Origin of the sequence: Mesorhizobium sp. M1334, assembly GCF_040317995.1 — a bacterium.
GTDB lineage: Bacteria > Pseudomonadota > Alphaproteobacteria > Rhizobiales > Rhizobiaceae > Mesorhizobium.
On the sequence record NZ_JAMYLM010000024.1, the window covers coordinates 41,160 to 62,726 of the forward strand.

The following is a 21,567-nucleotide window of genomic DNA, read 5'->3' on the forward strand; positions in this document are numbered from 1 at the left end:
CTGTTACTTACTCGGCTCCGCAAGATACTTTGCCGGTCAATTCATCCGGTTTGCCGTCCTTTTCGGCATCAGCCGTAACATCATAGATTGAGAGCAAATAGCGGCCGTCATAGACGCCTTCGTCGCTGGCCTTGGTCAGGATCGCCAGTTCGACATAGCCATAGGCGTTTTCGACCTGCCGTTCGTGGTAGACAAGCAGCCGCAGTTCCTTGTTGTCGAGCCAATATTGCGTGAGGTTCTGATCCCCGAACACCGTCTTGCGCAGACTGTCGGCAGCCGGCCTGCCCAGAATTTCGAGCTCGCCGCTAAAATTGAAGGTCGGCCCGCCCATGCCTCTGGTGACCCCGGCACCGACCTGAAATTTGACGGCTGCATCCTCGGCGGAACACCAGATGCCGCCCGACGCCAGAGCCGCACCAACCGACGACAGCAGCGTTGCTGCGCAGACGATCGCCCGCACCATCTTGTCCCCTCCGGCCGAAGTACCATTGGCGCCCGAAGGCGGCTCGCGGTCAAGCGCCTGTTTCCATTTAAATGACCGCTGACCCAACACAGGGCAGCCGCCCGGCCAATTGCGGTGGCGGATGCCGATTGTCTAAACTGCAACTGAGAGGGGCCGCCATGAACGTCATCGACCATGCAAAGACTTCTATCGGCGGCATCGGCCCGGCCCGGATCGCCGAGTTGTACGAGACCGAGGCAGAAGTCTTCCGCCAGGCGCGGCCGAAATCGATGGCCATAATCGGCAATGGCTTGCCCGGCTTCTTCGGCGGCGTGCCGATGCACTGGATGAACGACTGGCCGACGCCTTTCCCGATTCTGGTCGACAGCGCCAGGGGCGCCACGATCACCGACATCGACGGCAACCGACTGGACGATTTCTGTCTTGGCGACACCGGCTCGATGTTCGGCCATTCGCCGCCGCCGGTCGCCCGCGCCATCCGCCGGCAGGCCGGACGCGGCCTGACCTATATGCTGCCCAGCGAAGACGCACTGCCCATCGGACCGCTGCTGCAACAGCGCTTCGGCCTGCCTTTCTGGCAGATCGCAACGACGGCGACCGACGCCAACCGCTTTGCGCTGCGGATTGCCCGCGCCGTCACCGGCCGCGAGAAGATCCTGGTCTTCAACGGCTGCTATCACGGCTCGGTCGACGAGACTATGGTGCGGCTGATCGACGGCAGACCGGTCAACCGGCCGGGATTGGCCGGCGAGTTCCGCGACCTGACCAGGGCAGCTGATGTCGTCGAGTTCAACGATCTTTCAGCGCTGGGCGCCGCACTCCGGGACCGACAAATCGCCTGCGTCATCACCGAGCCGGTGCTGACCAACTCCTGCATGGTGCTGCCCGAGCCCGGCTTCCATGATGGGTTGCGGCGTCTTACTCGTGCGACCGGCACGCTGCTGCTAATCGACGAGACGCATACCATCTCGACCGGTCCCGGCGGCTATACGAGGAAATTCGGGCTGGAGCCTGATCTGTTCGTGCTCGGCAAGCCGATCGCCGGCGGCGTGCCGGCCAGTGTGTGGGGGATAAGCGAGGACGTCGCGACCCGCTATGCCGCCTTTAACAGGGTGAAGGAGCCGGGCTATTCGGGCATGGGCACGACACTGTCGGGCAATCCGCTGCAATTCGCGGCGATGCGCGCCGCATTGGAAGAGGTGATGACCGACGAGGCCTACGGCCAGATGGATCATCTGGCGCGGCGGCTCGACGCCGGACTGACCGCCGTCATCGACCGCTACCGGCTGCCCTGGCATGTCTCACGTGTCGGCGCCCGCGTCGAGTTCATCTGCGCGCCGGGCCCGCTGAGGAATGGCGGCGAGGCGGAAGCTGCGCATGCACCGGAGCTCGAAGCGGCAGTCCATGTCGCGCTGGTCAATCGCGGCGTGCTGATCGCACCCTTCCACAACATGATGCTGATCTCTCCTGCGACCAGCGCCGCCCAGGTGAACCGGCTGATCACTGCCTTCGGCGCAGTTGCGGCAAAGCTTACGGCGTGAGACAAGCTTGCGGCATGAAACAAGCGCCTAAGCAAAGTTTGAACCTGGTCACGACATCCCCTTCGGGCTCGACGCCCGCCGAGGCGCAGGCCTTTCTCGACGCTCACCCCGAGATCGAAGCGTTCGACATCGTGCTGACCGACGCCAATGGCGTCGGGCGCGGCAAGATCGTGCGTCGTCATGAGTTGATGAGCATCTTCGAGGGTGGCCGGCACATGCCGATCTCGATCCTCGGCCTCGACATCACCGGCGAGGATGTTCACGAGACCGGGCTGATCTGGACGACCGGCGACGGCGACCTGCGGGCGTGGCCGATCCCCGGCACACTGGTGCCGCTGTTCGGCACCCAGCCGCCGCGCGGCCAGGTGCTGATGGCGATGTACCATCTCGACGGCCAGCCGATGTCGTCCGACCCGCGGCTGGCACTGGCGCGGCAGGTGGAGATCCTCGCGGCCAAGGGCCTGCATCCGGCCGGCGCCTTCGAGCTCGAATTCTTCCTGCTCGCCAACGAGCGCGATGCCGAAGGCAAGGTGCAGCCGGCGCACGCGGTGCTCGACGGACGCCGCTCGGCCAAGACGGAGGTCTATTCCGTCGATCATCTGCACGGCATGGAGCCGCTGTTTTCCGACATCTATGCTGCAGCCAAGGTGCAAGGCATCCCGGCCGAGACGGTCATTTCCGAATATGCGCCGGGCCAGTACGAATTGACGCTCAACTACCGCAAGGATGTGATGCGGGCGGCTGACGATCTCGTCATGCTCAAGCGTCTGGTGCGGGCGCAGGCGCGCCGTCATGGTGTCACCGCTTGCTTCATGGCCAAGCCGATCGAGAAATATGCCGGCTCGGGCATGCATTTTCATGTCTCGCTGCTGGACGATGCCGGCAAGAATGTCTTTGCCGAAACCGGCGGTGAAAGCTGGTCGCTGCCTCTGCTGCGCGGCCTCGGCGGACTGATCCAGACGATGGCGGAATCGATGCTGGTCTTTGCGCCGCACGCCAACTCGTGGCGGCGCTTCGTCTCGCAATCCTATGCGCCGGTGGCGCCGACCTGGGGCGTCAACAACCGTTCGGTGGCACTGCGTGTGCCGGCTGGCAACGCAAAAAATCGGCGCATCGAGCACCGGCCGTCGGGCGTCGACGCGAATCCTTACCTGGTGGCAGCCACGGTGCTGGCAGGCATCGTCAAAGGCCTTGACGAAGGCCTCGATCCCGGTCCCGAAACCACCGGCAATGGGTACGAATCGGCTGTCACGCGCACGACGATGCCGGTCGACTGGCGTGCCGCGATCGAGGCGGCAAGGGCGTCGAGTTTCCTCAAGGGCGCATTGGGCGAAGATCTGCACCGGACGTTCGTGGCGATCAAGCAATCGGAATATCTGCGCGTCGCGCGCACGGTCAGCGAACTGGATTATCACCTCTATCTGCACGAGGTGTAGGGCATCACATCGTCGGCCATCCGCCGTCGAAGGCCCATGCGGAATAATTTCAGCGGAACCTTCGGCGGGCTTTGCTCATTGCGTGTCTGATTGCAGGAGCGAACAAGGCCGCCTTAGTCATGATCGCCAGGATGCAGACAACCCCGACGCCGGACCATGCCAAGGTGCAGGCAAGAAGCTTGCCTGCAAGCAAGTCTCCGGAAACGACAGAAATCGACGCCAGAACGATTCCTGAACTGCGCGAAACGGCCAAGATCTGCCGCCGCTGTCCGCTATGGCACGACGCCACGCAGACGGTGTTCGGTGAAGGCCCTGATAAAGCCAAGGTGATCTTCGTCGGCGAACAGCCGGGCGACCAGGAGGATCTGGCGGGCAAGCCTTTCGTCGGCCCGGCCGGCAAGGTGTTCGACGCGATCCTGGACGATGCGGGCGTCGATCGGCTGAAAGTCTACGTCACCAACGCCGTCAAGCATTTCAAGTTCGAGCCGCGCGGCAAGCGGCGCATCCACTCGAAGCCCAACGCCGGCGAGGTGCAGGCTTGCCGCTGGTGGCTCGACAAGGAGATCGATCTGATCAAGCCCAATTTGGCGGTAGCGCTCGGCGCAACGGCGGCGCAGGCGCTGCTCGGCAAGGTGGTGCCGATCATGAAGATGCGCGGGGCGGTGGTGGAGCGCGACGATGGCTTGCGTGTCTTCGTCACCATCCACCCGTCCTTCATCCTGCGCATTCGCGAGCCGGCGGATAAGCAGGCAGAACGCGACCGGTTCCTGCAGGATATGAGAGCGGTGAAAAAGCTGATGGCCGCCTGAGCTATTTGATCAATATCGCCCGGAAATCGTTGACGTTTGTGCCGGTCGGACCGGATACGAAAAGGTCATCTACGACATTGAATGCCGTCCAGGCGTTGTTGCCGGCAAGCATGGCCTTGGCATCGACGCCCGCCTTACGCATCCGCGACACCGTCGAGCCGTCGGCGAAGGCGCCGGCATTGTCTTCCGAACCGTCTATGCCGTCGGTGTCGGCGGCCAGTGCGTGCACGCCGACCATGCCGCTGATGCCAATGGCGAAGGCGAGCAGGAATTCCGAGTTGCGGCCGCCTTTGCCTTTTGCGCGCAAGGTCACAGTCGTCTCGCCGCCGGACAGGATCAGAACCGGCTTTGCAAACGGCCGGTTGCGCGTCGCCACTTCGCGCGCGATCGCGGCGTGGACGCCGCCGACCTCACGCGCTTCGCCCTCGATGGAATCGGAGAGAATGACCGCCTGAATGCCTTGGCGCTTCGCTTCGGCCGCTGCGGCTTCCAGCGAGACGCCGGCGGAAGCGATCAGATGCACCTCGTTGCGGATAAAACGCGGGTCGTCCGGTCGTGGCGCATCGGCCGCCGGCGAATTGATATGCGCCATGACCGAAACCGGCAGGTTCATGCCATAGGCAGCGATCGACGCCAATGCGTCCTTACGACTGCCTATATCCGGTACGGTCGGACCAGAAGCGACCAGAGCCGGATCGTCGCCCGGAATGTCAGAAACAACCAGCGAGACCACCTTGGCTGGATATGCGGCGGCCGCCAGCCTGCCGCCCTTGATCGTGGAAAGATGTTTGCGGATGGTGTTCATCGCGGCGATCGGCGCGCCGGAGGCGAGCAGCGCCTCGCTGACGGCGATCTCGTCGGCCAGCGTCAAGCCTTCGGCAGGTGACGGCAGCAGCGCCGAGCCGCCGCCCGAAATGAGCGCCACGACGAGGTCGTCCGCAGTCAGTCCCTGGACTTTTTCGAGCAGCCGCCGGGAAGCTTCGAGCCCTGCGGCATCCGGCACCGGATGCGCCGCCTCGATGATCTCGATGCGCCGGCAGGTCGCGCCATAGCCGTAGCGGGTGACGACCAGCCCTTCGATCGGCCCGTCCCACACTTTCTCGAAAGCCGCCGCCATCTGCGCCGAGCCTTTTCCTGCACCGATGACGACCGTGCGGCCCTTCGGCCTTGCCGGCAGATGATCCTTGATCGTCCTCTGGGGATCGGCGGCGGCAACGGCGGCGTTGAAGATCGAAATGAGAAAGGACTTGGGGTCTACCTCTGTCATTTTGCTTCCGCCGGCAATGCCAGCTCGCGCGCGTCGATGCGGAGATGCTCACACAGCGCATCGACGACCACGCCATGGTCCTCACGCTCCGGCAGGCCGGAGACGGCGATCACGCCGATGACGCCGGCGCCCTTGACAGAGATGGGAAAGCCGCCGCCGGCCAGCACGTAGTCGGCAATATCCAGTCCCTCGCCTGGCTTGAAGCTGCGGTCGGGGCGCTGCTGCTCCAGCACCATGCGGTAGGTGCTTTTCAGGAACCGCCGCACCACGTTGATCTTGCGCCGCGCCCAATCCGGATTGGAAGCGTTCGAGCCGGGCATCGCCGCATAGAACAGCGGCCGGTCGAAGGTTCTGATATCGACGATGATCGGCAGGTTTTCCTTGAGAGCCCGGTCGCGGATCGCCGAGCCGATCTCGAAAGCGACGGCTTCATCGAAGCCCGAAAAGACAAGCGTGGCTTCCTGTTTCTTGATCAGAGCGATGTCGTCCGCAACGGCCATGTCGTTCCCCTGTCAACTTCGCCGCACGCTTTGCCGGATGGCTGCCGCACGGTCAAGCCGGTCGCATGCGACAGCTAAACCGCCATGTCCGTCTTGGCCGCGCGGCCGGCGACATAGACCTCGCGCACGGCGCGGTCGTCGCCGAGCGTCTGCAGCAGAAACAATTCCTCGGCGAGCGTGTCCGCCGTCTCCACCCGCAGCCGCATCGCCGGCGTGGCGCGGGCGTCGAGCACGACGATATCTGCGTCGCTGCCTTCCTCGAGGGTGCCGATCTTTTCCGCAAGCGACAGCGCCTCGGCATTGCCGCGGGTCAATTGCCAGAACGACTGGAACGGATTGAGCTTCTCGCCGTTCAGCGCGATCACCTTGTAGCCCTCGTCCATGGTGCGCAGCATCGAATAGTTGGTGCCACCGCCGACATCGGTGGCGGCGGCGATGCGAAGCGGCTTCTCGCGGCGGCGATAGCGCTGATAATCGAAAAGGCCCGAGCCGAGAAACAGGTTGGAGGTCGGGCAGAACACCGCCACCGAGCCGCTATCGGAAAGTGCGTCCGCCTCGCGTTCCGAGAGATGGATGCAATGGCCGAACAGGCTTCTTCGGCGGAGCAGCCCGTAATGCTCATAGACATCGGTATAGTCGCGCGCCTGCGGATGAAGCTGCTGCGTGAAGGCGATCTCGGCATGGTTTTCCGACAAATGCGTCTGCATGTGCAGATCAGGATATTCGCGGCAGAGCGCGCCCGCCATCTCCAATTGCTCGGGCGACGAGGTGATGGCGAAGCGCGGGGTGATGGCATAGTGCTGGCGCCCCTTGCCGTGCCACTCCTCGATCAACGCCTTGCTGTCGTCATAACCCGATTGCGGCGTGTCGAGCACGCCTTCCGGCGCGTTGCGGTCCATCATCACCTTGCCAGCGATATTGAGCATGTTGCGGTCATGCGACTCGGCAAAGAACGCTTCGGCAGATTCCTTGTGCACCGAGCAATAGGCTGCGACAGTCGTCGTGCCGTGGCGCAACACTTCATCCAGGAACAGCCTGGCGATACGGCGGCCATGCTGGGCGTTCTGGAATTTGGTCTCTTCCGGAAAGGTGTAGGTGTTCAGCCAGTCGAGCAGCTCGGCGCCGAAGGAAGCGATGACCTGCATCTGCGGAAAATGCGCGTGCGCATCGATGAACCCGGGCAGCAGCAGATGTGGCCTATGGTCGATCTTTTTTGTTCCCTCGCCCGCCTTTCTCTGGACTTCGGCATAGGCGCCAGCGGCAACGATCCTTCCGTCGCGCATCAGCAAGCCGCCATCTTGCTCGTAGCGCCAGGCGGAATGGTCGTCGACAGTTTCTGGCCAGCGCAAAAACGACAGCGTGCGGCCGCGCAGGAGCGTGCTGGTCATGCTATTTCCCCGCGCCTTCGAACCAGGCTACCAGCAGTGCCCGTTCCTTGTCGGTGATCTGGGTGACGTTGGCGGGCGGCATGGCGTGGCTGCGTCCGGCCTGCAGGTAGATCTCGCCGGCGTGCTCGGCGATGCCGGCATCGGTATCGAGCATCACGCCCTTGGGCGCGTGGTAAATGCCCTCGTAGGACGGCTCCGCCGCATGGCACATCGAACAGCGGCCAAGCACCGTATCACGCACGGCGGGAAAATGCGCCGAGGCGACGTAGACCTGTGCCGCCGAGGACGTTTTGACCTCGCCGGTCAGCAGCTTCGGTGCCGTCGACAGCCAGATGATGACGACGAACAGGACGGCGGCGGCCAGCCAGGTCCAGGTCGGATTGCCTTTGCGCGCATGCCTGGTGTTGAAATAGTGCCGGATCAGCACGCCGATGATGAACACCAGCGAGGCAATGACCCAGTTGAACTCTGTGCCGAACGCCAGCGGATAATGGTTCGACAGCATCAGGAACAAAACCGGCAGCGTAAGGTAGTTGTTGTGCAGCGAGCGCTGTTTGGCGATCTTGCCGTATTTCGGATCGGGCTTACGGCCGGCGATCAGGTCGGCGACTACGATCTTCTGGTTGGGGATGATGACCATGAAAACGTTGGCCGACATGATCGTCGCGGTGATGGCGCCAAGATGCAGGAAAGCGGCGCGGCCGGTGAACAGGTGGGTCAGGCCCCAGGCGATGAACACCAGCACGCCGTAGAGCACCAGCATCAGGCCGGTGTCGCTGTTGCCAAGCGGCGAACGGCACAAGAGATCGTAGACCACCCAGCCGACGCCGATCGTCGCCAACGACAGCAAGATGCCTGCAGGCACCGACATGGCAAGCACATTCGGATCGATCAGGAACAGGTCCGCCCCGGCATAGTAGACGACGCACAGCATGGCGAAGCCCGACAGCCAGGTGGCGTAGGATTCCCATTTGAACCAGGTCAGGTGCTCGGGCATTTCGGCCGGCGCCACCAGATATTTCTGCACGTGGTAGAAGCCGCCGCCATGCACCTGCCATTCCTCGCCGAAGGCTCCGGCAGGCATGCCCGGACGCTGGCGCAGCCCGAGGTCGAGCGCGACGAAATAAAAGGACGATCCAATCCAGGCGATGCCGGTGACGACGTGCAGCCAGCGCACGGCGAAACTCAGCCAATCCCAGAATATCGCGAAATCCATCATGAAAAATCGTCCCTGCCGATCGGCTGACTTTACGGGTTGGAGCGCAAACGGAAAGGGCCGAGACGCACGATGACTTTCAAAAAAAATTGGAAAATACTAGGCTGATCATACGCAGCCACATGAGAGCCACGAAAGCCGCATGGCCTATCTCGATAACATCGCCGTTTTCGTCCGTGTCGTCGAGCTCGGCAATTTGTCGGCGGCTGGGCGCGACATGCGCATTTCGCCGGCGGTCGCTTCCAACCGGATCAAGGAGCTCGAGAAGCACCTGGGCGTCAGGCTGTTCAACCGTACGACGCGGCAGTTGATGCCGACCGAGCACGGCACGGTGTTCTACTCCGGCGCCAAGCAGGTGCTGGAGGCGGTCACCGAGGCGGAAGCGGCGGTCAGCGCATTATCCGGCCAGCCGCGCGGCACCATAAAGGTGACAGCGCCGCTCGGCCTCGGGCGGCGGCTGGTAGCATCCGGCATCCCGGATTTCCACGACAGGTACCCCGATATCGAGGTACGACTCCGGCTTTCCGATCACAATGTCGATATCATGAAGGAAGGCATCGACGTTGCCTTCCGGCTGGGCATCATCGAGGATTCCAGCCTGAGGATGCGCGGCATTATGGAATGCGAGCGCGTGCTGGTGGCGGCCCCGCAATATCTGGAAGTGCGCGGCGAGCCGAGCGAGCCGCAGGAGTTGATCGGCAAGAAACACGATTGCCTGATGCTGCGCTATTCCGGCGCGCGTGAATATGTCTGGACGCTGCAGACGCCGAACGGCCCGCAAAAGTTCGAGGTGCACGGCCCTTACGATACCGATGATGGCGACGTGCTGACCGGCTGGGCGCTGTCCGGCCGCGGCATCATCAACAAGCCGCGCTTCGAGGTCGAGCCGTTTATCCGCGACCAGCGGCTGAAGGTGATCCTGAGCAATACGCCGCCGACGCCGGTGCAGTTTGCCGCCGTCTACCCACACAAAAAGCTGCAGGATCCGAAGGTGCGGCTGCTGCTCGATTTCATGGCCGAGCGCTGCCAGCGGCTGATCCGGGATATTCTGGCCGGCAAATGATAGCCGGCTGGCCGGTTTCTTTCCGTCCAGCCGACGAGATAATTCCCAAGGAATCTCGCTCAACAGGGAAAAGCGATGGCCGACGGCGCCACAATGTGTCTCGCCGTTTCACTGTCTCCGGAAGCCGCTCCTTCCCATCCGCCCGGCGCCGGCCCGGACTTCAGTCTGCTGGCGCGGTTCGTGCAAGAAGCCGAAGCGGCCGGCCTGGACATGGTGTTGCTCGGCGATTCCGCGCCGGTTGCAAGTGGGCCGAACCGGCAAATGCGCTTCGAAGCGACGACCTTGCTGGCAGCGCTGGCTACGGTGACAAGCAGGATCGGCCTCGTCGCGGCAGCGTCGACGGTCGCCCATCAGCCCTACAATCTCGCGCGTCGTTTCGCCTCGCTCGATATTATCAGCCATGGTCGCGCCGGCTGGAACGCGAGCATGACGCCCGAACCGCGCGAGGCGGCCAATTTCAGCCGGCCGGAAGGCTTTTCCGGCGACGATTTCCGCCTGCGCGCAGAGGAATTCATCGGCATCGTGCAAGGTTTGTGGAAAGGCTGGGACGCGGACGCGCTGCTGTTCGACAAAGTTGCCGGCCGCTTCTTCGATCCCGAGAAGATGCACCTTCTCGACCACAAGGGGGAATATTTTTCCGTGCGCGGGCCGCTCAACGTAGCGCGGTCGCCGCAGGACGCGCCGGTGCTGGTCATGTCCGGCCTGTCCGAGCCGGCCATGGATGTTGCCGCCCGCACCGCCGATGTCGTCCTGCTGGATGCGCCATCGATCGAGCCGGCGAAGGCTGGCGATCTGAAGCGCCGTGCGCTTGCCTCCGGGCGCAGGCCGGAGGCGCTGAAAGTGCTGATGAACGTTACCGGCAGCGCCGAAATAACCGCCGCGCCGGACCTGTTTGCGGACAGGCTCGAAGAGTGCTTTCGCTCGAAAGCCTGCGACGGTTTCAACATCGCCATGCCGTTCACATCGGCGCTCGACGATTTCGTCGGTCTCGTGCTGCCGGAGCTTCGCCGCCGCGGCCTTGTCCGGTCCGGCTACAGCGCGGCGACACTGCGCGCCCATCTCGGGCTTGCAGGGGAGGATCGGCAATGAGCGCCGGTCGGGGCCAGATGAAGCTCGGCGCCTTCCTGTGGGCGACAGGCCACCACATCGCCGCCTGGCGCCATCCGCAGGCGCATGTCACGGCCGGTATCGACATCGATCATTACATCCAGCTGGCGCGGACGGCGGAAGCGGCAAAGTTCGACATGATCTTCTGCGAGGACGCCGCCGGCGTGCGCGAGGCCAATGTCAACATCGCCAGCCAAACGTCGCGCTCGATCGGCTTCGAGCCGATCAGCCTGCTTGCGGCGCTCGCGGTGCAGACGGAGCGCATCGGCCTCGTCTCAACGGCGTCGACGAGCTATAACGAGCCTTACGGGCTGGCGCGAACCTTCCTGTCGCTCGACCATCTGAGCGGCGGCCGAGCCGGCTGGAACCTTGTCACTTCGGCCAGCCAGATCGAGGCCGCCAATTTCGGCTCGACCGGACTGCGCCCACATGCGGACCGCTACGAACGCGCGCGCGAATTCGCTGCCGTGGTTGCTGGCCTTTGGCAAGGCCAGGATGGACACGAAGGCAGAAGTTTTTCGGTGCGTGACCCGCTCGATCTGTCGCGCTCGCCACAAGGTGCACCGGTTATGGTCCAGGCGGGAGCGTCGGATGAGGGCCGCGATCTCGCCGCCCGGACCGCCGATGTGGTGTTCACTGCGGCGCAAACATTCGAGGAGGCAAAGGCCTTCTACGACGACCTCAAGGGACGGCTGGCAGCCCATGGGCGCGAGCCGGAGGACGTCAAGATCATGCCCGGCGTCGCGCCGGTCGTCGCGGCAAGCGAAGCGGAAGCCCGGGCAAAACATGATGAACTGCAGGAGCTGATACCGGACGATGTCGGTGTCGCGCTGCTTTCCAGCTATCTCAGCATATCCGATCTCGCGCGCTATCCCATCGACGGACCGCTGCCCGAGCTGCCGGCCAGCGAAGGCATGCAGAGCCGGCAGGCGCTCGTCATCGAGCAATCACGCCGCGACAATCTGTCCATTCGCCAGCTTGCCCGTCATTTCGCCGGCGCGCGCGGCCATTGGCGCGTCGTCGGAACGCCCGCCCAGATCGCCGACGAGCTCGAAGCACGCTTCGAGGGCGGCGCGGCGGACGGTTTCCACGTCATGCCATCCTATTTTCCCGGCCAACTCGATGCCTTTGCCACACTAGTCGTGCCGGAGCTGCAGCGGCGCGGGCTATTCCGTACGGATTATGAAGGCAGCACGCTGCGCGACCATCTGGGCTTGAAAAGGCCGGCGTAAACGACGAGCGGAACGAAAGTCGGAGATCGCCGTTTGGGATGCTGTGCCGCGCGGCGATGAGGGCGTCTGCGCGCATGTTCGATTGACCTTCCACAAACTTCGCCCTTTTAAAACCAAGCGGACGCAACCGCCACAGGAGCCGATCATGGATGCCATCGCCACCCGCAACGACCTGCAATCCAATGCCAAGAAAGAGTGTATCGATCTTCTCAATGCCCGCCTCGCCGACGCCATCGATCTGGCCTTGATCACCAAGCAGGCGCACTGGAACGTCAAGGGACCGCAATTCATCGCCATCCACGAGATGCTCGACACGTTCCGCGAGGAGATCGACGGCCATGTCGACACCATCGCCGAGCGCGCCGTACAACTCGGCGGGACGGCGCTCGGCACATCGCAAGAGGTGTCGAAGGCGACTATGCTCGAGGCCTATCCGACCGACATCCACAAGACCCGGGATCATCTGGCGGCGCTGATCGACCGCTATGCCGCAACCGCCAAGCGGGCACGCGCGGCGATCGACGAGGCGGCTGGCGCGGGCGATGCCGACACCGCCGACATCTTCACCGCCTATTCACGCTCGCTCGACAAATTGCTGTGGTTCCTTGAGGCGCACACGCAGGAGAAGGAATAGCCAAAACGTCAGCCGGCCATCGCCTTGCGGCGAGGGGTTTTGGACTGAGCGGACGGTGCCGCCGCATGGCCGGCCAACGCCGTCATAATCTCGGCTACGGCGAGTGCGGCGATCACCTGCGGGCGCTTGTCCTTAACGGCATCGCCGCCGATCGGCGAGACGAGGCGGGCAAATTCCGCCTCGCTTCCGTCCGCCGATTTCAGGAACCAGTTCCGGAACGTCGCCTTCTTGGTTCTGGAGCCGATCATGCCGACATAGGCGGCATCCCGGCGTTTCAGAGCCTCGGCAACGATCAGGAAGTCCAGCGCATGGTCATGGGTGAGGACGACGAAGGCCGATCCAGCCGGGGCTTCGCGCACCATCGCCTCAGGCATCGGCGTCAGCTTGGTTTCGACTGCTTCCGGCATGCCTTTGAGCGCCTCGGCTCGCGTCTCGACAACGACGATATGCACCGGCAGCAAGGCCATCGCCGAGGCCAGCGCTTGGCCGACATGGCCGCCGCCGAGGATGTAGACATGCGGTAGCTGCGCTTCCTCGGCTTCCGCCGCCGCAACCAGCTTGGCTTCAAGCGCCGGGTCGACCAGCTGGATCAGCAGCTCGACCCTGCCGCCGCAGCACTGCCCGATCTCCGGGCCGAGCGCGATGTCGAGGGTATCCCTCCCCCTTGAGGGGAGGGTGGCGGGGAAGCCGCCGGGTGGGGTCGCTGCGGCAGTGCTCGACGCACCGGCGGTGCCTTCTGAGACGACCCCCTCTGGCCGCTCCGCGGCCATCTCCTCCTCAAGGGGGGAGAAAAGCATCTGCCGCGCTTTGTCGATCGCCATGTATTCGAGCTGGCCGCCGCCGATCGTGCCGAAAGTGGCCGATCCTGAGACGAGCATGAAGGCACCCGTCTCGCGCGGCGTCGAACCTTTTGTCCCGGCCACCTCAACGAAGGCGACCCGGCCGGCGCCGGCAAGAAAGGCTTTCAGGCTCTGCACTTTCGCGTTCATCATTTCGTGTTCCCTATCGGGAAATATAGAGTTTTTCGGCCTGAATTGCACGTTTCCGGGATTCAAGTGCCGGTCTTGGCTTCCCGGTTCAGCCGTTCGATCGCCATCAGCACACGCTCCGGCGTGGCCGGCGGGTCGAGGCGTGGGCAGATCTTGTGGCCGGCAACGCTCGCCACTGCGTCCGACAGCGCATGCAGCACCGACATTGCGAGCGGAAAGGGCGGCTCGCCGACCGCCTTAGAGCGGTACACCGTCGGCTCGCCTGCTTGCGCCCAGTCGGCCAAAATCACATTAAAAATCTTCGGCCGGTCCGACGCTAGCGGGATCTTGTAGGTCGATGGCGCATGGGTGCGCAGCCGCCCCTTGTCGTCCCACCACAGTTCCTCCGTTGTCAGCCAGCCCATGCCCTGGATGAAGCCGCCCTCGATCTGGCCGAGGTCGATGGCGCGGTTCAGCGAGCGGCCGGTTTCGTGCAGGATGTCGGTACGCTCGACGATATATTCGCCGGTCAGCGTGTCGACAGAGACTTCCGAGCACGCGGCGCCATAGGCGAAATAGTAGAAGGGCCGGCCCTCGCCCTTGTCGCGGTCCCAATGGATTTTCGGCGTCTTGTAGAAACCCGCCGCCGAAAGCTGGATGCGCGCCATATAGGCCTGCCTGACGAGATCGGCGAAGGCGATCTCCTGGTTGCCGATGCGCACGCGGTTGGGCAGGAACAGCACCTGGTCGCGCGGCACCTGGTATCTCTCGACGGCAAAATTGGTCAACCGGTCCTTGATCTGGCGGGCGGCATTCTGCGCCGCCATGCCGTTGAGATCGGAGCCGGAAGACGCGGCGGTGGCCGAGGTATTCGGCACCTTGCCGGTCGTCGTCGCGGTGATCTTGACCTGATCGAGGTCGATCTGGAACTCTTCCGCCACAACCTGCGCCACCTTGACATAGAGGCCCTGCCCCATCTCGGTCCCGCCGTGGTTCAGATGCACCGAACCGTCGGTATAGACATGCACCAGCGCGCCGGCCTGGTTGTAATGGGTGGCGGTGAACGAGATGCCGAACTTGACCGGCGTCAGCGCCAGTCCGCGCTTGATGAAGCGGCTGTTGGCATTGAAAGCATCGATGGTGCGGCGGCGCCTCGCATAATTGGAACTCGCCTCCAGCTCGGCGACTATGCGGTGGATGATGTTGTCCTCGACCGTCTGGTGGTAGGGCGTGATGTTGCGGTCTGAGGTGCCGTACAAGTTCTTCTTGCGGATTTCGAGCGGGTCCTTGCCGACGGCAAACGCGACTTCGTCGATGACGCGCTCGGCGCCGACCATGCCTTGCGGGCCGCCGAAGCCGCGAAAGGCGGTGTTCGATACCGTATTGGTGTAAAGCGGCGCCGATTGCGCGTGCACCGCCGGCCAGAAATAGGTGTTGTCGCAATGGAACAGCGCGCGGTCGGTGACCGGGCCGGAGAGGTCGGCCGAGAAGCCGCAGCGCGCCGCGAACATGAAATCTACGCCCAGAATATTGCCCTCGTCGTCGAAGCCGACCTCGTAGTCGACGAGGAAATCGTGGCGTTTGCCGGTGGCTATCATGTCGTCGTCGCGGTCGGGCCGGATTTTCACGGCCCGATGATGTTTCTTCGCGGCGATAGCGGCCAATGCCGCAAACTGATTGCCTTGCGTTTCCTTACCGCCGAAAGCGCCGCCCATCCGGCGGATTTCCACCGTCACGGCGTGGCTCGGAACACCGAGCGCATGGCTGACCATGTGCTGGATTTCGCTCGGGTGCTGGGTCGAGGAATAGATGGTGACGTCGTGGTCCTCGCCAGGGATGGCCACGGCGATATGGCCTTCGAGATAGAAATGCTCCTGGCCGCCAATGCGCATTTTTCCCTTCAGCCGGCGCGGCGCCGCATTGATCGCAGCCGCTGCGTCACCGCGCTTCAGCGTCAGCGGCGGCGTGACCAGCTTGTCTTTCCCGGGATTGAGCTCGCCGATATCGGCGACGAACGGCAATTCCTCGTATTCGACCTTGGCCAGCCTTGTCGCGCGGCGCGCCTGCTCGCGGGTTTCAGCGATGACACAGAAGATCGGCTGACCGAAAAATTGCACCTTGCCGTCGGCCAGCACCGGCTCGTCGTGACGGCCGGTCGGCGAAATGTCGTTCTCGCCTGGCACGTCGCTCGCCGTCAGCACATCGACGACGCCGGGTGCGGCGCGTACCGCCGAAAGATCCATGCTGGTGATGGTGGCATGCGTCGCCGTCGAAAGCCCAAGGCAGCCGTGCAGCGTGCCGGCCGGTTCCGGCATGTCGTCGATGTAAACGGCCGTGCCACTGACATGCTTGTGCGCGGAATCATGGCGCTGGTCAGTGGCGACGCCGCCGGCGATTTTTTGCGCCTTCAGGTTTGGCGTGGCGTGCTTGTTCATCATGCCGCCTCGTGCCGTGATACCTGGATCGGCGCCCGGGTGCCGGTGGTTTCGGCAAAGAAGCGCAGCAGCAGGTTGCGTGCCGCCAGCGCCCGGTATTCGGCGCTTGCCCGCATGTCGGTCAGCGGGGTGAAATCGCCGGCGTACGCGGCCATCGCCGCCTCGACCGTCGCTTCCGTCCAGGGCCTGCCCAGCAATGCCTTTTCGACGCCAAAGGCGCGCTTCGGCGTTGCCGCCATGCCGCCATAGGCGATGCGCACATCCGCCACCGTGCCATCCTCGGCGAGCTTCAGGAAAAACGCGCCCAGCGCTGCTGTGATGTCTTCGTCGCGGCGCTTGGTGATCTTGTAGACGGCAAATTTCGTCTCGCCGGCCGGCACCGGGACATGCACGGCCTCGACGAATTCGCCGGGCTGCCGGTCCTGTCGGCCATAAGCGATGAAGAAATCCTCGAGCGGGATCGTCCGCCGCTTGTCGCCGCGGCGCAGCGTCAGGCGGGCACCGAGTGCGATCAGCGGCGGCGGCGTGTCGCCGATCGGCGAACCGTTGGCGATATTGCCGCCGACGGTGCCCATGTTGCGCACCTGATCGCCGCCGATGCGATCGAACAGCGGGCCCAGCGCCGGGATGCGTTTCGCCAGCGTCGAGGAGGCCTCGCTATAGGTGACACCGGCGCCGATCGAGATGACGCCCTTGTCCTCGGAAATCCCGCACAGGCCATCGAGATTGCCGATGAAAATCGCCGGCGCAATATCGCGCATGTGCTTGGTCACCCAAAGGCCGACATCGGTCGAACCCGCGACGATGGTGGCGCCCGGCTCCTTGACCAGCACGCTGGCCAGATCGTCGGCATTGGCCGGCACGATCAGCCGCTTGTTGCCGGAGCCGATCTCGATGCGCGAACCGTCCTTCATCGCTTCGAGCTTGGCCGTAACTGCCTTGCGCTCCGCCGCCAGCGGATCCTTTGCCGCCTTGCCGTAGCTTGAGATGGCACGTGCGGCGCGCATGATCGCCTCGTAGCCGGTGCAGCGGCAGAGATTGCCCTGCAGCGCCTTTTCTATTGCCGCGTCCGACGGCTCCGGCGACCGCATCCACAGCGCATAAAGCGACATGACGAATCCCGGCGTGCAGAAGCCGCATTGCGAGCCGTGGAAATCAACCATCGCCTGCTGCACGGGGTGCAGCTTTCCTGCGCCGCCGCGCAGATGCTCGACGGTCACGACATGCGTGCCGTCTAGCGAGCCAAGGAAGCGGATGCAGGCATTGACGCTTTCATAGACCAGTCTGCCGGCCGAGAGCCTGCCGACCAGCAGCGTGCAGGCGCCGCAGTCGCCCTCGGCGCAGCCTTCCTTGGTGCCGCGCAGCGAGCGGTCGAGCCGCAGCCAGTCGAGCAGGGTCTGGTCGGGTGCAACCGTGCCGAGCGCGACGTCCTCGCCATTGAGGATGAAGCGGATTTCGTTGCGTGTCTTGATCCCGGCCATCTCAGCTTCCCCGGTAGGTCGAATAGCCGTACGGCGACAGAAGCAGCGGCACATGATAGTGCATCGGCTCGGCCATACCGAAGCGGATCGGCACATGGTCGAGGAAGGCCGGTTCCGCCAGTTTTGTCCCTTGCCCGCGCAGATAATCGCCGGCCGCAAAGACCAGCTCGTATTCGCCGGTGCGGAATTCCGCGCCGGCAAGCAGTGGAGCATCGCAGCGGCCGTCATCATTGGTGACAACCGTTTTCAGATGCGTCCGGGCCTGCCCGTCAAGATGATAGAGCTCGATCGACAGACCGGCCGCCGGTTTGCCGGCCGCCGTGTCGAGGACATGGGTCGTCAGGCGCCCGCCTTCGGCTTTCGACGTTTCCGCCACTGGCTGCTCCATTCCCTGAACGGTCGAACACTATTCATGAATTGTGCGCCAATTAAAGGCGATGCATAAGTCCCGGTCGAGCGGAGCGCGACAAAAACACTTTCAAAAATTTCGGGGGAATGCGCAGGCACTCCTTTGGACTATCCTGATCACAATTTCCGGCAGGAGCGAGAATGCGTTACGAACGAGACATGCGCGGCTACGGAGCCAATCCGCCGGATCCGAAATGGCCCGGCGGGGCGCATGTCGCGGTGCAGTTCGTCGTCAATTACGAAGAGGGCGGCGAGAATTGCGTCCTGCACGGCGACAAGGCTTCGGAAGCCTTCCTGTCCGAGATCGTCGGCGCCGCGCCCTGGCCCGGCCAGCGCCACTGGAACATGGAATCGATCTACGAATACGGCGCCCGAGCCGGCTTCTGGCGATTGCTGCGCCTGTTCAGCGAGGCACAGGTGCCGATCACCTGCTATGGCGTGGCCGCGGCCCTGGCGCGTTCGCCCGATCAGGTTGCGGCGATGCAGGAGGCCGGCTGGGAGATCGCTTCGCACGGGCTGAAATGGATCGACTACCGCGACCATACCCCGGAAGACGAGCGCCGCGACATGGAGGCGGCGATCCGGCTGCATTATGAGGTCACAGGGGCGCGGCCGACCGGCTGGTATACCGGCCGCACCTCGATCAATACGGTGCGGCTGGCGGCGGAAGAGGGCGGCTTCGACTATGTGTCGGACACATATGACGACGAACTGCCCTACTGGTTCGAGCATGTGACACCGGACGGGTCGGCGAAGCCGCAGTTGGTCATCCCCTACACGCTCGACGCCAACGACATGCGCTTTGCCACGCCGCAGGGCTTCAATTCGGGCGACCAGTTCTTTGCCTATCTCAGGGATAGTTTCGATACGCTTTATGCCGAGGGCAAGGCAGGCCGGCCGCGCATGATGAATATCGGCCTGCACTGCCGTCTGGTTGGACGGCCGGGCCGGGTCGCGGCACTGAAGCGCTTCATCGACTACGTCAAATCACACGACAAGGTCTGGCTGGCACGGCGCATCGACATTGCAAAACATTGGCAGGAGACGCATCCGTTCCGGTTGCCGGCGCTGCGCCCGTCGAAAATGGAATTCGAGGCCTTTGTCCACACATTCGGCGGCGTGTTCGAGCATTCGCCGTGGGTTGCCGAGCGCGCTTATGGGCTGGAGCTCGGCCCGGCCCATGACAGTGCCGGCGGCCTGCACAATGCGCTCTGCCGCGTGTTTCGCGCAGCAAGCGAGGCCGAGCGGCTTTCCGTGCTCAATGCCCACCCCGATCTTGCCGGAAAACTGGCGCAGGCTAGAAGGTTGACGGACGAATCGGCCAAGGAGCAAGCTTCGGCAGGGCTCGACGCGCTGACCGAGAAGGAGCGCGAGCTGTTCGCAAAACTCAATGCCGCCTACGTCACCAGCTTCGGTTTCCCCTTCATCATCGCGGTGAAAGGCAGGACCAAGGCGGAGATCCTGGCCGAGTTCGAAGCGCGTATCGGCAACAGCCACGACGTCGAATTCGAAACCGCCTGCAGACAGGTCGAGCGCATCGCGCTGCTCCGTCTCAAGGACATGCTTCCGCAATAGGGCTTTGGCTGCCGCGATAGGCCCTGGCTTCCGCAACAGGCTTGAATTTATGGATATGATGAAAATGGCCGAACGAACCTATTATGCGCCGCAAGGCGGACATCCCGGCCAGAGTGAATTGCTGACCGGCCGCGCTGTGTTCACACAGGCCTATGCCGTGATCCCCAAGGGCGTGATGCAGGACATCGTCACCAGCGCTTTGCCGTTCTGGGATGGGACACGGGTCTGGGTGCTGTCGCGGCCGCTGTCGGGTTTTGCCGAGACGTTTTCGCAATACATCGTCGAGCTCGCGCCCGGCGGCGGTAGCGACCGCCCTGAGCTTGACGCCGCCGCCGAAGGTGCGCTGTTCGTGGTCGAAGGCGAGCTATGCGTTTCGCTTGCCGGCAAGAAACATAGCTTAAGGCCGGGCGGCTTTGCCTTCCTGCCGCCGGCGAGCGGGTGGACGGTGCGCAATGAAAGCGGTGCCGCCGTCCGCTTCCACTGGATCCGCAAGACTTACGACGCAGTCGACGGCATCGACCAGCCGCAAGCGTTCTTCGCCAACGAACAGGACATCGCGCCGACGCCGATGCCGGGTACCGAAGGCCGATGGGCGACGACGCGCTTCGTTGATCCGGCCGACATGCGCCACGACATGCATGTCACCATCGTCACGCTCGAGCCTGGTGCGGTCATCCCGTTCGCCGAGACTCATGTGATGGAGCACGGGCTCTACGTGCTGGAAGGCAAGGCGGTCTACCGTCTCAACCAGGACTGGGTCGAAGTCGAAGCCGGCGACTATATGTGGCTGCGCGCCTTCTGCCCGCAGGCTTGTTATGCCGGCGGGCCGGGCAAATTCCGCTACCTCCTCTATAAGGACGTCAACCGCCACGCCAAGCTTGGCAGCGCCGGCGTCGCGAGACCTTCACCATGACGCGGATCGTCGCGCGGCCGCTGACCCGCGAGAATTTCGCCGAATTCGGCGACGTCATCGACATGGGCGGCGACAACCATTATCCGATCAATGGCGGCAAGGCCGAGCGCTACCACGACCTCGCCACCGCGGAAGCACGAGGACCGAATGCGCGCGTGCTGATCTCCATGGTGCGTGGCACCCCCTATGAGCTGCCCTTGAAGCTGACCATGGTGGAGCGTCATCCGTTCGGCAGCCAGGCCTTCATCCCGCTGTCACCACGGCCGTTCCTGGTCGTCGTCTGCCATGATGGCGAGGAAGGACCTGGCGAGCCGCACGCCTTCATCACCGCGCCCGGGCAAGGCGTCAACTACCCGCGCAATCTGTGGCACGGCGTGCTGACGCCGATCGGCGATGTCCAGGATTTTGTCGTCGTCGACCGCGGCGGCGACGGCTCCAACGTCGAAGAGTGTCATTTCTCACACCCTTACGAAATCCATCTTCCCGACGGGAGCCGGTGATGACCGACATTTCGCTGATCGATCGCCTGCTCGATGTCATGGAGCACGACATCGTGCCGAAGACCGTCGAAGGCGTCGCGCACGGCAACAAACTGTTCGGCGCGGCGATCCTGCGCAAGGACGACCGTTCGCTGGTGCTTGCCGAAACCAACAACGAGATCGAAAATCCGCTCTGGCACGGCGAGATGCACTGCCTGAAGCGCTTCTACGAAATGCCTAAGGCCGAACGCGTCGATACCAAGGACGCGATCTTTCTTGCCACGCACGAACCCTGCTCACTCTGCCTGTCGGCGATCACCTGGACCGGCTTCGACAATTTCTACTATCTTTTCAGCCATGAGGATTCGCGCGACAGCTTCGATATCCCGCACGATCTGAAGATCCTGAAGGAGGTCTTCACCCTCGATCCCGGCGGCTACAATGCCGAGAATGCCTACTGGAGGAGCTTTTCGATCCGCAAATTGGTGCGATCGCTGCCTGAGACCGAACGCGAGCGGCTGGAAGCGCGGATCGGCACAATATCAGCGCGCTATGATGAATTGTCCGCCGCCTATCAGGCCGGCAAGGACGAAAACGACATTCCGCTGAATTGACGCGGATTGACCAGCCGAATTCGTTGGCTGGCCCACGA

At 63.5% G+C, this 21,567-nt stretch carries 20 protein-coding genes; 11 read left to right on the forward strand and 9 right to left on the reverse strand.

Going from position 1 to position 21,567, the window contains the following annotated elements; all coding sequences use genetic code 11:
• Nucleotides 1–7: 7 nt before the first annotated feature.
• Nucleotides 8–463 carry a hypothetical protein gene (locus NKH17_RS27745; protein WP_302893581.1) on the reverse strand — a complete coding sequence of 152 codons (456 nt, stop codon included), beginning with the start codon at nt 461–463 and terminating at the stop codon, nt 8–10.
• A gap of 158 nt (nt 464–621) precedes the next feature.
• Here NKH17_RS27745 and NKH17_RS27750 point away from each other — a divergent pair, with 158 nt between their 5' ends.
• The 3 genes from NKH17_RS27750 to NKH17_RS27760 all read left to right on the forward strand — a co-directional run bounded on the left by NKH17_RS27750 (nt 622) and on the right by NKH17_RS27760 (nt 4,249).
• Nucleotides 622–2,004: an aspartate aminotransferase family protein gene (locus NKH17_RS27750; RefSeq protein ID WP_352900315.1), complete on the forward strand. Its 1,383-nt coding sequence runs from the start codon at nt 622–624 to the stop codon at nt 2,002–2,004.
• 14 nt (nt 2,005–2,018) lie between these two features.
• Nucleotides 2,019–3,440, forward strand: coding sequence for a glutamine synthetase family protein (locus tag NKH17_RS27755; RefSeq protein WP_352900318.1), 1,422 nt, complete (start codon nt 2,019–2,021; stop codon nt 3,438–3,440).
• Between the two features lie 86 nt (nt 3,441–3,526).
• A complete protein-coding gene (locus tag NKH17_RS27760) occupies nt 3,527–4,249 on the forward strand; it encodes a UdgX family uracil-DNA binding protein (protein ID WP_352900363.1) in 723 nt (240 codons plus the stop codon).
• Nucleotide 4,250: 1 nt separating this feature from the next.
• On the opposite strand, the gene NKH17_RS27765 is transcribed toward NKH17_RS27760, so the two are convergent.
• The 4 genes from NKH17_RS27765 to NKH17_RS27780 form a co-directional block, all read right to left on the reverse strand.
• A complete protein-coding gene (locus tag NKH17_RS27765) occupies nt 4,251–5,516 on the reverse strand; it encodes a glycerate kinase type-2 family protein (protein WP_352800657.1) in 1,266 nt (421 codons plus the stop codon).
• The gene (locus tag NKH17_RS27770) at nt 5,513–6,016 is read right to left on the reverse strand and encodes a heme-degrading domain-containing protein (protein WP_352800659.1); all 504 of its coding nucleotides are present in this window, start codon (nt 6,014–6,016) and stop codon (nt 5,513–5,515) included. Before NKH17_RS27770 ends, NKH17_RS27765 begins: the two co-directional genes overlap by 4 nt.
• A gap of 74 nt (nt 6,017–6,090) precedes the next feature.
• On the reverse strand, nt 6,091–7,404 hold the full coding sequence (gene guaD, locus NKH17_RS27775) for a guanine deaminase (RefSeq protein ID WP_352900321.1): 1,314 nt from the start codon (nt 7,402–7,404) through the stop codon (nt 6,091–6,093).
• Between the two features lies 1 nt (nt 7,405).
• On the reverse strand, nt 7,406–8,623 hold the full coding sequence (locus NKH17_RS27780) for a urate hydroxylase PuuD (RefSeq protein WP_352480069.1): 1,218 nt from the start codon (nt 8,621–8,623) through the stop codon (nt 7,406–7,408).
• 139 nt (nt 8,624–8,762) lie between these two features.
• Between NKH17_RS27780 and NKH17_RS27785 the strand changes: the two genes are divergently transcribed.
• The 4 genes from NKH17_RS27785 to dps all read left to right on the forward strand — a co-directional run bounded on the left by NKH17_RS27785 (nt 8,763) and on the right by dps (nt 12,656).
• A complete protein-coding gene (locus tag NKH17_RS27785; RefSeq protein WP_352480068.1) occupies nt 8,763–9,683 on the forward strand; it encodes a LysR family transcriptional regulator in 921 nt (306 codons plus the stop codon).
• 75 nt (nt 9,684–9,758) lie between these two features.
• On the forward strand, nt 9,759–10,772 hold the full coding sequence (locus NKH17_RS27790) for an LLM class flavin-dependent oxidoreductase (RefSeq protein ID WP_352480067.1): 1,014 nt from the start codon (nt 9,759–9,761) through the stop codon (nt 10,770–10,772).
• The gene (locus tag NKH17_RS27795) at nt 10,769–12,022 is read left to right on the forward strand and encodes an LLM class flavin-dependent oxidoreductase (protein WP_352900326.1); all 1,254 of its coding nucleotides are present in this window, start codon (nt 10,769–10,771) and stop codon (nt 12,020–12,022) included. Before NKH17_RS27790 ends, NKH17_RS27795 begins: the two co-directional genes overlap by 4 nt.
• 145 nt (nt 12,023–12,167) lie before the next feature.
• Nucleotides 12,168–12,656, forward strand: a complete 489-nt coding sequence (gene dps / locus NKH17_RS27800) for a DNA starvation/stationary phase protection protein Dps (protein WP_023676226.1) — start codon at nt 12,168–12,170, stop codon at nt 12,654–12,656.
• 8 nt (nt 12,657–12,664) lie between these two features.
• On the opposite strand, the gene xdhC is transcribed toward dps, so the two are convergent.
• The 4 genes from xdhC to uraH form a co-directional block, all read right to left on the reverse strand.
• Complete coding sequence (gene xdhC, locus NKH17_RS27805; protein ID WP_352900365.1) at nt 12,665–13,645, reverse strand: xanthine dehydrogenase accessory protein XdhC; 981 nt, start codon at nt 13,643–13,645, stop codon at nt 12,665–12,667.
• A gap of 62 nt (nt 13,646–13,707) precedes the next feature.
• Complete coding sequence (gene xdhB / locus NKH17_RS27810; protein ID WP_352900329.1) at nt 13,708–16,059, reverse strand: xanthine dehydrogenase molybdopterin binding subunit; 2,352 nt, start codon at nt 16,057–16,059, stop codon at nt 13,708–13,710.
• Nucleotides 16,059–17,540: a xanthine dehydrogenase small subunit gene (gene xdhA / locus NKH17_RS27815; RefSeq protein ID WP_352900332.1), complete on the reverse strand. Its 1,482-nt coding sequence runs from the start codon at nt 17,538–17,540 to the stop codon at nt 16,059–16,061. The genes xdhB and xdhA overlap by 1 nt, the downstream gene beginning before the upstream one ends.
• Before the next feature lies 1 nt (nt 17,541).
• A complete protein-coding gene (gene uraH / locus NKH17_RS27820; protein ID WP_254816013.1) occupies nt 17,542–17,916 on the reverse strand; it encodes a hydroxyisourate hydrolase in 375 nt (124 codons plus the stop codon).
• Nucleotides 17,917–18,089: 173 nt separating this feature from the next.
• On the opposite strand from uraH, the gene puuE reads away from it, so the two are divergent.
• The 4 genes from puuE to NKH17_RS27840 all read left to right on the forward strand — a co-directional run bounded on the left by puuE (nt 18,090) and on the right by NKH17_RS27840 (nt 21,529).
• The gene (gene puuE / locus NKH17_RS27825) at nt 18,090–19,523 is read left to right on the forward strand and encodes an allantoinase PuuE (protein WP_352807451.1); all 1,434 of its coding nucleotides are present in this window, start codon (nt 18,090–18,092) and stop codon (nt 19,521–19,523) included.
• A 64-nt stretch (nt 19,524–19,587) separates the two neighbouring features.
• Nucleotides 19,588–20,436, forward strand: a complete 849-nt coding sequence (locus NKH17_RS27830) for a bifunctional allantoicase/(S)-ureidoglycine aminohydrolase (protein WP_502895601.1) — start codon at nt 19,588–19,590, stop codon at nt 20,434–20,436.
• Nucleotides 20,433–20,936, forward strand: coding sequence for an ureidoglycolate lyase (locus tag NKH17_RS27835; RefSeq protein ID WP_352480060.1), 504 nt, complete (start codon nt 20,433–20,435; stop codon nt 20,934–20,936). Before NKH17_RS27830 ends, NKH17_RS27835 begins: the two co-directional genes overlap by 4 nt.
• Nucleotides 20,936–21,529, forward strand: a complete 594-nt coding sequence (locus tag NKH17_RS27840) for a nucleoside deaminase (RefSeq protein WP_352900335.1) — start codon at nt 20,936–20,938, stop codon at nt 21,527–21,529. Before NKH17_RS27835 ends, NKH17_RS27840 begins: the two co-directional genes overlap by 1 nt.
• Nucleotides 21,530–21,567: the final 38 nt, after the last annotated feature.

What these genes read in the sequence shown, in the direction of transcription:
- puuE (WP_352807451.1), top strand. Translation starts at nt 18,090, where the DNA reads ATGCGTTACGAACGAGACATGCGCGGCTACGGAGCCAATCCGCCGGAT.
- NKH17_RS27840 (WP_352900335.1), top strand. Translation starts at nt 20,936, where the DNA reads ATGACCGACATTTCGCTGATCGATCGCCTGCTCGATGTCATGGAGCAC.
- NKH17_RS27780 (WP_352480069.1), bottom strand. Translation starts at nt 8,623, where the DNA reads ATGATGGATTTCGCGATATTCTGGGATTGGCTGAGTTTCGCCGTGCGC.
- guaD (WP_352900321.1), bottom strand. Translation starts at nt 7,404, where the DNA reads ATGACCAGCACGCTCCTGCGCGGCCGCACGCTGTCGTTTTTGCGCTGG.
- NKH17_RS27770 (WP_352800659.1), bottom strand. Translation starts at nt 6,016, where the DNA reads ATGGCCGTTGCGGACGACATCGCTCTGATCAAGAAACAGGAAGCCACG.
- NKH17_RS27835 (WP_352480060.1), top strand. Translation starts at nt 20,433, where the DNA reads ATGACGCGGATCGTCGCGCGGCCGCTGACCCGCGAGAATTTCGCCGAA.
- NKH17_RS27830 (WP_502895601.1), top strand. Translation starts at nt 19,588, where the DNA reads ATGGCCGAACGAACCTATTATGCGCCGCAAGGCGGACATCCCGGCCAG.
- xdhB (WP_352900329.1), bottom strand. Translation starts at nt 16,059, where the DNA reads ATGAACAAGCACGCCACGCCAAACCTGAAGGCGCAAAAAATCGCCGGC.
- NKH17_RS27745 (WP_302893581.1), bottom strand. Translation starts at nt 463, where the DNA reads ATGGTGCGGGCGATCGTCTGCGCAGCAACGCTGCTGTCGTCGGTTGGT.
- NKH17_RS27785 (WP_352480068.1), top strand. Translation starts at nt 8,763, where the DNA reads ATGGCCTATCTCGATAACATCGCCGTTTTCGTCCGTGTCGTCGAGCTC.
- dps (WP_023676226.1), top strand. Translation starts at nt 12,168, where the DNA reads ATGGATGCCATCGCCACCCGCAACGACCTGCAATCCAATGCCAAGAAA.
- xdhC (WP_352900365.1), bottom strand. Translation starts at nt 13,645, where the DNA reads ATGAACGCGAAAGTGCAGAGCCTGAAAGCCTTTCTTGCCGGCGCCGGC.
- NKH17_RS27750 (WP_352900315.1), top strand. Translation starts at nt 622, where the DNA reads ATGAACGTCATCGACCATGCAAAGACTTCTATCGGCGGCATCGGCCCG.
- NKH17_RS27795 (WP_352900326.1), top strand. Translation starts at nt 10,769, where the DNA reads ATGAGCGCCGGTCGGGGCCAGATGAAGCTCGGCGCCTTCCTGTGGGCG.
- xdhA (WP_352900332.1), bottom strand. Translation starts at nt 17,540, where the DNA reads ATGGCCGGGATCAAGACACGCAACGAAATCCGCTTCATCCTCAATGGC.
- NKH17_RS27755 (WP_352900318.1), top strand. Translation starts at nt 2,019, where the DNA reads ATGAAACAAGCGCCTAAGCAAAGTTTGAACCTGGTCACGACATCCCCT.
- NKH17_RS27790 (WP_352480067.1), top strand. Translation starts at nt 9,759, where the DNA reads ATGGCCGACGGCGCCACAATGTGTCTCGCCGTTTCACTGTCTCCGGAA.
- NKH17_RS27765 (WP_352800657.1), bottom strand. Translation starts at nt 5,516, where the DNA reads ATGACAGAGGTAGACCCCAAGTCCTTTCTCATTTCGATCTTCAACGCC.